The sequence below is a fragment of the Streptomyces sp. NPDC050548 genome, from assembly GCF_044457385.1.
GTDB lineage: Bacteria > Actinomycetota > Actinomycetes > Streptomycetales > Streptomycetaceae > Streptomyces.
The window spans coordinates 686825-699784 of sequence record NZ_JBITGV010000002.1 but is presented as its reverse complement, the minus strand read 5'-3'; the positions used below and the strand labels follow the sequence as shown (position 1 = coordinate 699784).

General features: G+C 70.0%; 11 protein-coding genes. 7 read left to right on the top strand and 4 right to left on the bottom strand.

Annotated elements, in window-relative coordinates:
- Positions 1–54: 54 nt before the first annotated feature.
- The 4 genes from ACIBJH_RS09030 to ACIBJH_RS09015 form a co-directional block, all read right to left on the bottom strand.
- Entirely contained in the window at positions 55–2232 is a 2178-nt protein-coding gene (locus ACIBJH_RS09030; protein WP_399116167.1) for an RICIN domain-containing protein, read from the bottom strand.
- Between the two features lie 119 nt (positions 2233–2351).
- Positions 2352–3392, bottom strand: a complete 1041-nt coding sequence (locus ACIBJH_RS09025; protein ID WP_399116166.1) for a LacI family DNA-binding transcriptional regulator — start codon at positions 3390–3392, stop codon at positions 2352–2354.
- A 192-nt stretch (positions 3393–3584) separates the two neighbouring features.
- Positions 3585–5276 carry an FAD-binding protein gene (locus ACIBJH_RS09020; RefSeq protein ID WP_399116165.1) on the bottom strand — a complete coding sequence of 564 codons (1692 nt, stop codon included), beginning with the start codon at positions 5274–5276 and terminating at the stop codon, positions 3585–3587.
- 151 nt (positions 5277–5427) lie between these two features.
- Positions 5428–6093 carry a TetR/AcrR family transcriptional regulator gene (locus ACIBJH_RS09015; RefSeq protein WP_399116164.1) on the bottom strand — a complete coding sequence of 222 codons (666 nt, stop codon included), beginning with the start codon at positions 6091–6093 and terminating at the stop codon, positions 5428–5430.
- 150 nt (positions 6094–6243) lie between these two features.
- Here ACIBJH_RS09015 and ACIBJH_RS09010 point away from each other — a divergent pair, with 150 nt between their 5' ends.
- The 7 genes from ACIBJH_RS09010 to ACIBJH_RS08980 all read left to right on the top strand — a co-directional run bounded on the left by ACIBJH_RS09010 (position 6244) and on the right by ACIBJH_RS08980 (position 12954).
- Positions 6244–6894, top strand: a complete 651-nt coding sequence (locus tag ACIBJH_RS09010) for a TetR/AcrR family transcriptional regulator (RefSeq protein ID WP_399116163.1) — start codon at positions 6244–6246, stop codon at positions 6892–6894.
- A gap of 151 nt (positions 6895–7045) precedes the next feature.
- Positions 7046–7240: a ferredoxin gene (locus tag ACIBJH_RS09005; protein ID WP_399116162.1), complete on the top strand. Its 195-nt coding sequence runs from the start codon at positions 7046–7048 to the stop codon at positions 7238–7240.
- A gap of 28 nt (positions 7241–7268) precedes the next feature.
- Positions 7269–8516 carry a cytochrome P450 gene (locus ACIBJH_RS09000; RefSeq protein ID WP_399116161.1) on the top strand — a complete coding sequence of 416 codons (1248 nt, stop codon included), beginning with the start codon at positions 7269–7271 and terminating at the stop codon, positions 8514–8516.
- A 5-nt stretch (positions 8517–8521) separates the two neighbouring features.
- The gene (locus ACIBJH_RS08995) at positions 8522–9322 is read left to right on the top strand and encodes an SDR family NAD(P)-dependent oxidoreductase (RefSeq protein WP_399116160.1); all 801 of its coding nucleotides are present in this window, start codon (positions 8522–8524) and stop codon (positions 9320–9322) included.
- Between the two features lie 79 nt (positions 9323–9401).
- On the top strand, positions 9402–10568 hold the full coding sequence (locus ACIBJH_RS08990) for an amidohydrolase family protein (RefSeq protein WP_399116159.1): 1167 nt from the start codon (positions 9402–9404) through the stop codon (positions 10566–10568).
- A 60-nt stretch (positions 10569–10628) separates the two neighbouring features.
- Positions 10629–11840, top strand: coding sequence for a M24 family metallopeptidase (locus tag ACIBJH_RS08985; RefSeq protein WP_399116158.1), 1212 nt, complete (start codon positions 10629–10631; stop codon positions 11838–11840).
- The gene (locus ACIBJH_RS08980; RefSeq protein ID WP_399116157.1) at positions 11830–12954 is read left to right on the top strand and encodes a M24 family metallopeptidase; all 1125 of its coding nucleotides are present in this window, start codon (positions 11830–11832) and stop codon (positions 12952–12954) included. The genes ACIBJH_RS08985 and ACIBJH_RS08980 overlap by 11 nt, the downstream gene beginning before the upstream one ends.
- Positions 12955–12960 lie beyond the last annotated feature (6 nt).

Genomic DNA, 12960 nt, shown 5'->3' with positions numbered 1-12960 from the left:
AGTGGCCCCGCCGGTCGATCCGACCGGCGGGGCCACTTTCTTGTCGAGCGATGACTAACTGCGGGTCCACTGCTGGTTCGTGGCGCCGAACCCGGTCCACAGCTCGACCTTCGAGCCGTTGGCCGTCCCCGAACCGGTCACGTCGATGACCAGGCCGTTGGAGCGGTTGACGATGGTGCCGTCCACCCGGAACGCCCACTTCTGGCTGGACTTCCCGTTGCAGGCCCAGAGGATGAGCGTGGTGCCCGCGGTGGTGCCGTCGCCGTTCGCGGCAAGGCAGTTGCCGTTGACGCGGAGTTCGCCGGCCGTGGTCTGCGTGATGGTCTGGTTGGCGTTGCCGGAGCAGTCGTAGATCTGGACCTGGACGCCCGTCGCGCCGTTCGGGACGTCGAGGCAGCGGCCTGAGTTGGTGCCCTTCAGGGTGAAGGTGGCGGCCGTGGGCAGCGGATCCTGGACCAGTTGCCAGTCCTGGGAGCCGTCGGTGGTCGCCGCCGCGACGGTGACGGAGCCACCCGCGGTCGAACCGGTCATGTAGAGGCTGGTGTTGAGGACCGAGCGGAGCTTGTAGTAGCCGCTGGTCGAGGACGCGACCTGCGTCCACTGTTTGTCGGTGGCTCCGTCGTCGACCCACTGGGCCAGCTTCTGCCCCGCCGTCGCGGTGCCGGTCCAGATGGCGACCGAGCGGCCCCCGGCCTTGTTGAGCAGCGTGATGTTGCTGCCCTTGGCGGTGAGGTGCCAACGCTGGGTGGCGTCGGTGGAGTTGGCGGCGCTCAGGATCAGGTCGGGGGTGTTCCCGGTGAGGTTGGCGTCCTGGGTTTTCCCGGACGCGGGGCTGAGTACCTGCCCGGTGAGCCGGTTGACGAGGCTGTAGTAGGCGCCGTCGGAGCGGCCGAGGTCGACCTCGGCGTACTTGACGGGGCCGACGCTGCTCCCGCTCCAGGACGCCTGGAGTACGAGCACGCGACCGGTGCCGTCGACGTACTGGAGCATGCGGCTGTAGCCGGCCGCGATCGACGTCTTGTACTCCTTCCAAGTGCCCGTGCTCGACCCGGACTCGTTCACCCAGACGTCGCCGCTGCCCGCCGCGTTGTAGACGATCCGGCCGTCCGGCATGGGGAGGAGGACCGGGCTGCCGCCGGTGGCGAGGGTGGCGCCGCCCGAGGGGACGGGCAGCGAGGTGATCGGGTTGTCCGTGGCGGAGAAGAACTTCGTCGGGTCGTCGGATATCCGGTAACGGACGTTCGTGCCGCCGCCCCAGTACTCGTACGTCAGCAGCCACTTGCCGTCGGTCGTCGGGGCGATGGTCGTCATGCCGGGCCGGCCGCCGCCGATCTCCGTCTTGCCGCCGGTCATGGTCACCGTGGAGCCGGGGACGTCAACTACCGGGGAACTCCAGGCGGTTGAGCTGGAACCGTTCCAGGTGCGGTGCAGCAGGACCTGGCCGCCGGAGTCCGTGGCCGTGTCGTTGGCCGGGTCGAGGGTCGGTGCGCCGGTGGTGGTGTTGTAGCCGGTGTAGTCGTCCTCGTCGGAGTAGTAGGCGATGAGCTGGCCGTTGTGGGCGAGGAGATGGGGTTCCCAGACGGGGTCGACCTGGGCGGAGGTGTTGGCGGTGGAGACCCGGCCGATGCTGCCCGCGCTGCCGCCCTGCCAGCCGCCGGCGGCGATGATGTTCTGGATGGTCCAGGTCGCGCCGTCGTCCGTGCTGGAGTACAGGGCGAGCGCCACGTCCTTGCGGTCGCCGTCGCTGGTGGGCGTCCAGCTGGAGTTGGCGGCCTTCTGCTCCTGGTAGTAGTAGTCGTCGCCGGAGACGATGCTCGCGAGCAGCAGGGTGCCCGCGCTCAGGCTGCCGACGTTCTGCGGGAGAACGTAGAGATACGGGTTGGTCCAATTGCTCGTGTATTTAGCGTATTTGGAGTCGCTGGAGAGATAGGCGGGGGCTTTGACGTCGGACAGTTTCGCCCACGTCGTGCCGCTGTCGTCGCTCTTGTAGATGGGGAGCGTCTGGCCCACCGGGGCGGTCTGGTCGTTCTCGAAGGTGGCCACGATCCGGCCGTCCGGCAGCTGGGCCGACTTCGGATAGAGCACGCACGGGCTCTTGTTGCAGGCGGCGGTGTTGGTCGCCGTATACAGATTGGCGGGACTCGGCTGATAGGCCGACGCGCTTGTCGCGGAGGCGATGGCGAATGCCACGCCCGTGCCGAAGGCTGTCGCCCACGCGAAAGCCTTTCGCACCCAGGATCTTGTCAACGGCTTTCCTTTCACCGGGAGGGGGTCCGGGCAGGAGGCCAGTATTCGCAGCGGACATGGCAATGTCACCGCCGCGTTTCGAAAGTGTTTCGCGGAATGGGGAGTTACGTGGTATTGACGCGTCTCCGCACGGATGTAGAAGTCCGCAGTACGAGTTCTGTCGCCAGCTCGATGCGCGGGGACACGGGCGGCCGGCCCTGGGCGAGTTCCAGCAGCACCCGGGTCGCCTCGCGGCCCAACTCCTCGAAGGGCTGGCGTACGGCACTCAGGGGCGGGCAGGCCATCGCCGCGACGAGTGTGTCGTCGAAGGACATCACCGCGAGGTCGTCCGGTACGGCGAGGCCGTGCTGCCGGGCCGCCTCCAGCACACCGAGCGCCTGTGCGTCACTGGCGGCAAAGACAGCCGTGGGCGGGTCGTCGGCGCCCAGGATCTGGGCGCCGGTCGCGAGCGCCTCGGCGTAGTCGAAGTCGGTCGAGCGGACGATCGTCGGATCGTAGGCGATCCCGGCCTCCTCCAGCGCGGCCCGGTAGCCGTGCACGCGGGCCGCCCCGGCCAGGGAGTGGGAGCGGCCCGCGATCATGCCGATCCGGGTGTGGCCGCGGTCCAGGAGGTGCTGCACGGCGTCGCGGGCACCGCTCCAGTTCGTCACGCCGATGCTGGGGATGTCCTCGGAGGGCGCGCTGAGCGGGTCGATCAGGACCACCGGGAGGCGCTGTTCGACGATGCGGCGCTGGTCCTCCTCGGACAGCATCGAGATCACGATGACGATCCCGGCCGCGCCGAGCGCGACGCACTGCTCCAGCCACCCGGAGATCGAGCGGCGGCTCGTCGTGCCGGTGACCACGTCGATGCCGAGTTCTCCGGCCGCGTCCACGATGCCGCGGACCACCTCCAGCGTGTACGGCCCGGAGAGGTCCCGGAACACCGCGATGATCTGCCGGGGTGTCGCGGGGTCCCGCTCCCAGGGCCGGACGAAGCCGTGCCGGGCGAGGAGTTCCTCGACCCGTTCACGCGTCCGCGCGCCGACGTCCCGGCGCCGGTGCACCACCTTGGACACCGTGCTGAGCGAGACGCCCGCCTCGGTGGCGATGTTCGTGAGGAGGCCGTACTGCGCCTCCAGTTGTCCCTTGCCGCGACCTGTCACCCGATGCCTGTTCCGCTCGCCGAACACCGATGCGCCGGACCGCATCGCGTAGCTGGCCTGTAACTTTGCCGCAAGGTAACGGGGCGCGGGCCGTGGAGGCAATAGCGGTGCACGGCGTCGCGTGCGGTTCGGCCTGCGGGGACGGCCCGGGTCCCCCGGTGTGCCGATCACCCGCTGTGCGCCACGCCCCCGTCAGTCGGCGCTGCCGGCGCCCGGCTCCCGCTCCACCGAGGACGCGTGGTTCGCGGCCACGTGTCCGAACACCGCCGAGGCGGCGATGCTGGCCCCCGCGCCCAGGTACTTGCGGCCCATCACGGACGCGGTGCAGTTGCCCGTGGCGTAGAGCCCGTCGACCGGATTCCCCTCGGTGTCGAGCACCCGGGCGAACTCGTCGCAGAGGATTCCCCCGCTGGTGCCGATGTCCCCCGGGTACAGGGCGACCGCGTAGAACGGCGGCTTCGCGACGGGCCCCAGGCAGGGATTCGGGGCATGGGTGGGGTCGCCGTAGAACCGTTCGTGGTCGCCTTCTCCCCGGTGGAAGTCCTCGTCGACGCCCCGCGCCGCGAACGTGTTGAACCGTTCGACGGTCTTGAGGAGTCCGCCGGCGTCGATCCCGCACTGCCCGGCGAGGTCCTCCAGGGTGTCGGCGCGCTTCATCGCGCCGCTGGTGATCCACTCCTTCGGTGTGCGGCCGGGGGGAGACATCCCGAACGGGTAGTGGCCGCGGTGCCGGGAGTCGACGACGAGCCAGGACGGGACGGCTCCTCCCACCTCCCGGTCGTGTGCGTACATCTGCTGACCGGCCTCCTGATAGGCGACCGCCTCGTTGAAGTAGCGGCGGCCCTCCGCGTCGACGATGATCGAGCCCGGCCTGGTGCGTTCGGACATGCACATGTTGGGGGTGCCGTCGGGCATGATCCACGAGGGCATCCACCACGCCTCGTCGAGCATGTCCGTCGCGGCCCCGTGTGCCATGGCGATCCGGATCACCTCGCCGGTGTCGCCCGGGTTGGCCGAGGTCCACCGGTCGCTGGTGGGCCGGCCTCCCGAGTGCTCTTCGCGCATCTCCTTGTTGCGGGCGAAGCCCCCGGCGGCGAGCAGCACGCCGTCCCGTGCCCGTACCCGGAGGTCACGACCGCCCCGGTGGACGACGGCGCCGACGACCCGTCCGTCCTCGACCACGAGGTCGGACAATGCGGACTCCAGCCACACGGTGGCGCCCTGCCGCAGCAGTATCTGGAGCAGACGGGCGGACAGGGCCACTCCGTTCGTCACGAGCCGCTGCCGGCGGAGCCTGCCGAGGGCGGTCCGCAGTCCCACCCTGGCCAGGACGGTCAGCCCGGCCCGGGTCCGCATCAGCGTCAGGCGCGACGCCTCACCGGTGTAGACGGCGAGGCCGCCCGAGAAGCCCGGACGGATCCGGTCCTGCCAACTCCCGAGCAATTTCTTGTCGAAGGCCTTCGCCTCGATCGACCTGCCGCGTGCCGAGCCTCCTTCGCAGCCCCGGACGCCGGAGTAGTAGTCGCTGTAGCCCTCACAGCGCCGCAGTTCCAGTCCTTCGGACTCCAGGAAGTCCACCATCTCGGCACCCGCGCCGACGTAGGCCTTCCTGCGGGCGGTGGACGACGCCGGGCCCGCGTCGCCGACGACGGTGGCGAAGTACGTGAGTGCGGCGTCGGCCGAGTCGGGAACGCCCTCGCGCCGCATGAGCGGGTTGTCGGGAAGCCACATCACACCGCCCGACATGCAGGTCGACCCGCCGAACCGGTCGGTCTTCTCCACGACGAGAACGTCCTTGCCGAGCGCGCGGGCGCGGATCGCCCCGGTGACGCCCGCCCCGCTCCCCACCACCAAGAAGTCGGTCGAGTGGTCCCAGTCGGTCATCGGACTGTCTCCCTCCGCGATCCGGCGCGGCAGCCCCTGACCGGGGTGCCGACAGGTGAGCCACACCGTAGGTTCGGGGACCGGGTCCGGGGTTCGTACTCCCGGTGAGTGGAACGGCACCCCGTCGCCCTCAACTACGCCCGGACCGCGGTCACTTCGGCGTCGGCGCCCCAGCGGTCACCGGCGCCTGCCACAGCGCGACGATCGCGTCGACAAGACCGTCGGCGGTGTCGTGCCAGGTCGACCGGGTGGTGGGGGTGCCGTCGGCGAGGGCCCGTTCCCTCTCGACGGACATCTGCACGATCAGGTGCCGGGTCATGACGGCGCGATCGGTGTGCACCCCTGCGGGCAGGACGGGCACGCAGCGGGTCAGGCCCTCCTCCAGTTTCCGCAGCGACGGGGAGGCTCCGAAGAACTCCTCCTCCGTGATGGCGTAGAGGGCCGGGTCGGCCGAGACCTGCGCGATGAACCGGGCGTACCAGCTCGGACGTCCGAGTGCCGCCAGGTGCCGGGTGACCGGACGCACCGAACAGTCCACCCAGTCCCGCAGGTCGGTGGAGTCCCCGATGTCGGCCAGCATGGCCACGCGAATGTTCTCGATCTCCTCCGCGTGTCTTCGAACAATGGCCCGCACCAGATCGGCCTTGGTGCCGAAGTGGTAGCCGACCGCGGTGTTGTTGCCCTGCCCCGCCGCCTCGCTGATCCGCCGGTTGGACATCGCGTGCACCCCGTGCTCGGCGAACAGGCGCTCCGCCGTGTCCAGGAGCGCTTTCCGTGTCGCCCTGACCTGTTCGTCCCGCCGCGTACTGTCGGCCATCGTCACCACCGCCGTTCCGGGACATGGCGCCATCCCGCGACGACTTGTCCCGTTGGTCCGACGCGCCTAGAACGTAAGTCACCTGGTTGATCTCCGTCCAGAGGCAGGTGGGAGCCACCGGCCGGGCACGACCCCGGTACGGTGGTGGACATGACGGGTAGGAGTGTCCGGGCCGAACAGGTCAGAGTGACCCGGGAGCTCATCCGGACAACGGCGGAGCGGCTGTTCGCCGAGCGTGGTGTGTACGCCGTGTCGAACCGGCAGATCAGCGAGGCGGCGGGGCAGGGCAACACCGCCGTGGTCGGCTACCACTTCGGCACCAAGACGGACCTGGTGCGCGCGATCGCCCGCCATCACGCCGAGCGGATCGAGCGCGTGAGCCGGCGACTGCTGGCCGAGACCGGTGACTCCACCGACCTGCGGGACTGGGTGGCGTGCCTGGTGCGGCCGACCCCCGAGTACCTGGCCGAGTCGGGCAACCCCACGTGGTACGCGCGGTTCTGCGCCCAGGTGATGGCCGACCCCGCACTCCACGAGATCCTGGTCGCCGAGACCCTCGACCTGCCCGTGTGGCGGCAGATCCTCGACGGCCTGCACAGGTGCCTGCCCGACCTGCCGGCCGAGGTGCGCGCGGAACGCACCTCCATGACCCGCACCGTGATCCTCTACACGTGCGCCGAGCGTGAGCGCGCTCTCGCCCTCAACTCGCCTACTCCGAGAGCCAGTTGGCACGACGCCGCGGACGGACTGGTCGACGCGATCGTCGGGCTGTGGACGGCGCCCGTGACGGAGAGTTCCTGACTGATCGTCAGCTACAGCCCTCACCCACCGGTCTCGGTAAATTTTGAATCAGCCGATTGACTTACGAATGCGGCGGGAGTTCACTCGGAGGCGCGGTCGACGGAGTCCACAAGGGCGCCGCCTTGTCCCGACGGCACTGAGGGAGCAGCCCGTGAAGATAACCGTCGAGCAGGACAGATGCGTCGCGGCCGGCCAGTGCGCGGCCACCGCGCCCGACGTCTTCGACCAGCGCGACGAGGACGGCGTCGTCGTCCTGCTGACCGACGAGCCGCCCGCCGAACTGGCCGACGACGCCCGTGACGCGGCCGCCGTCTGTCCCGCGCTGGCGATCCACATCGCGCCATGACACCCCGGACGACACCTTGAGGATGGACATGTCCGACGCACTGACAGGCGCCGCAACCCGCAGCGCCGCCGAGGTCCCCGAGTGGCCGATGCCCCGGGCGGAGGGCTGCCCGTTCGATCCGCCCCCGGCCCTGCGGGAGTTGACCGCCGAGAAGCCCCTCGCCAGGGTGCGGATCTGGGACGGCAGCACCCCCTGGATCGTCACCGGCCACGCCGAGCAGCGCGCTCTGCTCGGCGACCCCCGGGTCAGCGTCGACGAACGGCTGCCCGGTTTCCCGCACTGGCACGAGGGCATGGCGGCGGCGGTGGCGTACCGCCCGCGGTCGGTCTTCAACTCGGACGCCCCCGAGCACACCGGGTTCCGCCGGATCATGACCCGACCGTTCACCTTCAAGCGGGTGGAGGCGCTGCGCCCCACCATCCAGAAGATCACCGACGATCTGATCGACTCGATGCTCGCCGGACCGAAGCCCGCCGATCTCGTCGAGGCGCTGGCGCTGCCGTTGCCGACCCTGATGATCAGCGAACTGCTGGGCGTGCCGTACGAGGACCACGACTTCTTCCAGGAGAACGCCGCACGCGGTATCGCACACGACGTGTCCGCCGAGGAGAGCATGCGGACCTTCGGGGCGCTCAACGACTACCTGGTGCGGCTCGTCGAGAAGAAGGCCGCCGAACCCGCGGACGACGCGCTGTCCGAGATCGCGGCACTCGTCACCGCCGGCGACATCAGCGTGTCCGAGGCGGCCATGATGGGCACAGGCCTGCTCATCGCGGGCCACGAGACCAGCGCCAACATGATCGGCCTCGCCGTCGTCGCGCTGCTGGAGCACCCCGACCAGCTGGCGATCCTGCGGGACGCCGACGATCCGAAGGTCGTCGCGGGCGCGGTCGAGGAACTCCTGCGCTACCTGGGCATCATCCACGGCGGCCAGCGGCGGATCGCCAAGGAGGACATCGAGATCGGCGGTGAGGTGATCCGCGCCGGCGAGGGCATCATCATCGAACTCTTCAGCGCCAACCGGGACGCGCACGTCTTCCCCGACCCCGACGCGCTGGACCTGCGCCGGGAGAACGCCCGGCACCACAACGCGTTCGGCTTCGGCATCCACCAGTGCGTGGGCCAGCAACTCGCCCGTGTGGAGCTCCAGGTCGTCTACGGCACGCTCTTCCGCCGGATCCCCACCCTGCGCCTGGCCGAGCCGCTGGACCGGATCGCGTTCAAGCACGACCGGCTGGCCTACGGGGTCTACTCGCTCCCCGTCACATGGGAGTGACCACGATGGACAAGGAACTGTCGGAGAAGGTCGCCGTGGTCACCGGCGGAGTGGCGGGCCTGGGGCGCGCGACCGTCGAGAGGCTTCTCGAAGACGGTGCCCGGGTCGTCATCGCCGATCTCGACCCGGACATCGGCGAGTCGCTGGCGAACGGCTACGGCCCGGACGTCCGTTTCCGGCGGACGGACGTCGCGGACACCGAACAGGTCCGGGGACTCGTCGACTTCGCGGTGAAGGAGTTCGGCGGACTGCACCTCATGGTCAACAACGCCGGCGTGTCGGGCGCCATGCACCAGCACTTCCTCGACGAGGACTTCGCCGACTTCCAGCGCGTCCTCTCGGTCAACCTGCTCGGCGTGATGGTCGGTACCCAGGCGGCGGCCCGGCACATGGCGGCGAACGGCGGCGGATCCATCGTCAACGTCAGTTCCGTGGGCGGGATCCAGGCCGGCGCGAGCGTGCCGACCTACCGCGCCTCGAAGGCCGCGGTCATCCACTTCACCAAGGGCGTCGCCGTCGATCTCGCCGAGTACGGCATCCGCGTCAACTGCGTGGCGCCGGGCGGCATCCCGACACAGCTGCTGGCCTCCGCGACGGCGGCCGGGCAGGAGGGGGACGCCGAGGAGACGACCCGGCGCATCCGCGCCCACATGGCGGCCGTCCAGCCGCTGAAGCGACAGGGCACCCCCAGGGACGTGGCGGAAGCAGTCGCCTACCTGGGCGGCGACCGGTCGCTGCACACCACCGGCACGGTACTGACGATCGACGGCGGGATGACGGCGGGCCCGAAGCCCCTGCGGGCCTGACCCGCCCACTCCCCCGCCCGGCAGGAGCAGACGAACCACGTACGGACGTGAAACCCGCGGCTCCCCTTGGAGGACAAAGATGTCCAGCCAGTCATCCACCCTGTATCCCCCCGAAGGCTTCGGTCCGCCGAAGGAACGGCACGGCCACTCGGACGGCTCCTCCCTGGGCCTCCCGCCGGGCACCGAGGTGTTCTCCGCCGACAACCACATCTCCCTCGCGGACGACATCTTCTACGACCGCTTCCCCGAGCGGCTCAGGAATCAGGCGCCGCGGGTGTGGTACGAGGACGGCGCCTACGAGCTGGGACTGGGCGGAAAGTCGTTCCTGCCGGGTGAGTTCAGCCATGTGCTCATGCAGTACGACCCCCTGACCGGCGCGGGCAGCGACAACCTCGAAGGGCGCATCCAGGAACTCGGCTCGGACGGCATCGCGAAGGAACTGGCGTTCCCCAACGCGCTGTTGGCCATGTTCCGCTACCCCGACAAAGAGGTCCGCGAGCTCTGCTTCCGGATCTACAACGAGTACATCGCCGGACTGCAGGAGCGCTCCGGAGGCCGCTTCCACGGCGTCGGACTCATCAACTGGTGGGACGCGGAAGGGGCCCGCAGGACCCTGGAGGAGATGAAGGGCCTGGGGCTGAAGACCTTCCTGATGCCGCTCGACCCCGGACAGGACGACGCGGGCACCCCCATCGACTACTCCGGCGCCGCGATGATCCCGGTCTGGGACGTCATCGAGGAGGTGGGGCTCCCGGTCTCCCACCACATCGGCGAGACCGGCCTCAAAGCCCCCTGCGAGGTCAACGCCATCGCCGTCGGAATGGTGGCCAACGTGGCGCCGTACCGGGAGATGTTCGGGAGGTACGTACTCGGCGGCATCCTCGACCGTCATCCGGGGCTGCGCGTCGGCTGGTTCGAAGGGGGCGTGAACTGGGTTCCCTCCGCGCTCCAGGACGCCGAACACCTCCTGGCCTCCTACCGGCACATGCTGGACCGGCCCGTCGAGCACGACGTCCAGCACTACTGGGACCACCACATGTACGCGTCCTTCATGGTCGACCCGCTCGGTCTCGAACTCGTCGACCGCATCGGTGTGGACCGGGTGATGTGGTCCGCCGACTACCCGCACAACGAGAGCACGTTCGGCTACTCGGAGAAGTCGATCGCCATGGTCGTGGACGCCGTCGGGCCCGAGAAGGCCGCCCGCATCGTCAGCGGCAACGTCAAGGAGTATCTCGGCCTGTAGCACCGGCCGGGACCACGACAACCGACGGCGAAGCTCCATGACCTCGTGAGGGAGACGGGAATGACCGTCATCGACATCCCGGCCGAACCCGACCTGCCCCGCATGAACCGTGAACGCGGCGCACGACTGCGAACTGCCATGGCGGGACAGGGCGTTGACGCCCTGATCCTGCTCGGCAACAACGCGGTGACCTACGCGACCGGAGCGAGCTGGCCGCTCGGCGACTCCGGTCTCGCCCATGTCGACCGTCCCGTGGCGGTGGTGGTGGCGGACGACCCGTGGCCGCATCTGTTCATGCCGTTCCGCGAGGGCACCTCGGGGCAGTCGCCACTGCCAGCCGACCACGTCCACCCGCCGGTCTACCTGGAGTTCGACGAAGGGGTACGGAACTTCGCCGCCGTGATCGCCGACCTCGTACCCGCCGGGGCGAGGATCGCGGCCGACGAGGTGACCGGGGCCATGCGCAGGGCGCAGAAGTCCCTGTTCCCGGGCGGGCCTCCGGTCGACGCGGCGCTGGTCCTGACCGCGGCCAAGGTGATCAAGACGCCCGACGAACTGGCCTGCATCCGTACCGCTCTGCGGATCACCGAGCGGGCCATGGCCGACATCGCGGGCTCACTGGCGCCGGGGATGCGGCAGATCGACCTTTCGGCGGCGTTCGTGCGCCGGGCCTACGAACACGGCGCCCTGGCCAACGTGTTGGACCCCATCTGGCAGGTGATGCCGGCCTCCCGGGAGGCCGGGGTGTGGACCACCCACGGCGACCTCGCCCTCCCCCTCCTGACGACGGAGCGGGAACTGGCCAAGGGCGACGTCCTGTGGACCGACGTGAGCATCAACTACGCCGGATACTGCTCGGACTTCGGCCGCACCTGGATCGTCGGACAGGACCCGAACCCGCGCCAGCGGGAGCAGTTCACCAAGTGGTGGGACATCCACAACGCGGTCAAGGACGTACTGCGGGCAGGGGCCACCGCCGCCGACCTGACCCGGGCCGCCATCGACACGAACGGCGGCGCAAAGCCCTGGCTCCCCCACTTCTACCTGGGCCACGGCATGGGCACGGACCCCGCCGAGATGCCCTTCGTCGGCACCGACCTGGGTGAGGAGTTCGACGCGCAGCTGGTGTTCGAAGCCGGCATGGTGCTCGTCCTGGAACCCGTGGTCTGGGAGGACGGCACCGGCGGCTACCGCAGCGAGGAGGTCCTGGTGATCGAGGAAGAGGGCTGGACAGCCCTGACCGACTACTCCTACGCCCCTTATGGCGACTGAGGTCCTGCCGGACGACCGCGCTCTCCGCAGTGGGCGGCGGGAGCGTGCGCTGGCACACATGAAAGCCCACGACCTCGACGTCCTCGTCCTCGGGCGAAGCGCCAACGTCCGTTACGTCACCGGGGCCCGCGGACTGTGGACCGCGGGCACCCATCCCTTCGCGCCCGCCGCCGTGGTGGTCCGCGCCACCGGTGCCATCCACATGCTCAGCACCTGGGACGAGGGCATCCCCGACGACATCCCGCACGAGCAGCTGTACGGCCTGACCTGGAACCCGATGAACTGGGTGACGGTGATCCGGGACATCGAGGGAGCGGCCACGGCCCGCCGGGTGGGCACGGACACCATCTCGCCGACCTTCGCCCAACTCCTGCCCCTGGCCTTCCCGTTCGCCGAGCTGGTCGACGGCGAACCGGTCATGCGCGCGGCCCGGCGGGTCAAGACGGCCGAGGAGGTGTCGGCCCTCCGGCAGGCCATCGGCGTGGCCGAGGCGAGCCTGGCGGCGGCGGTGGCCGAGTTGCGGCCGGGAGTCAGCGAGCGGCACCTTTCAGGCGTGCTCCTGGAGGCCGCGGCGGCCGGTGGCGTGACCACACCGGCGACCCAGGAGGTGGCGTGGGTGACGTCCCGGGACCACCCGTGGCGGCGGGTGGGCGAGGACGGCCGGGTGGGCCCCGGCGACCTCGTCGCCCTGACCGCGGGCGTGGTCGCGGGCGGCTACATCGGTGAGGTCGGGCGTACGTGGCCGGTCGAGGGTGGGGACTCCGCCGCCGTCAGTGCCCTGTACCGGCGTTCGGCCGACCTGTGGGAGCGGCTGTTCGCCGCCTGCCGGCCGGGCACACCGGCCGGCGATCTCCTCACCGCGTACGACACGGCCGGCGAGCCCCTGCCCCCGATGCCCGTCGCCCGCGGCCTCGGCCTGGGTTTCGACCCGCCCGTGATCACCTCCGGACTGCCGGCCACCGCGGCCGAGGAACGGCTCGAACCCGGCATGGCCCTGGCCGTGACCGGCTACGTCTGGCAGGAGGGCGTGGGCGCCGTCCTGCGCCGGGAGGCGGTGCTCATCACCCCGGACGGCGCCGAACCGCTGACCTCAAGTCCCGTCTGGCAACGGTAGTTAGGA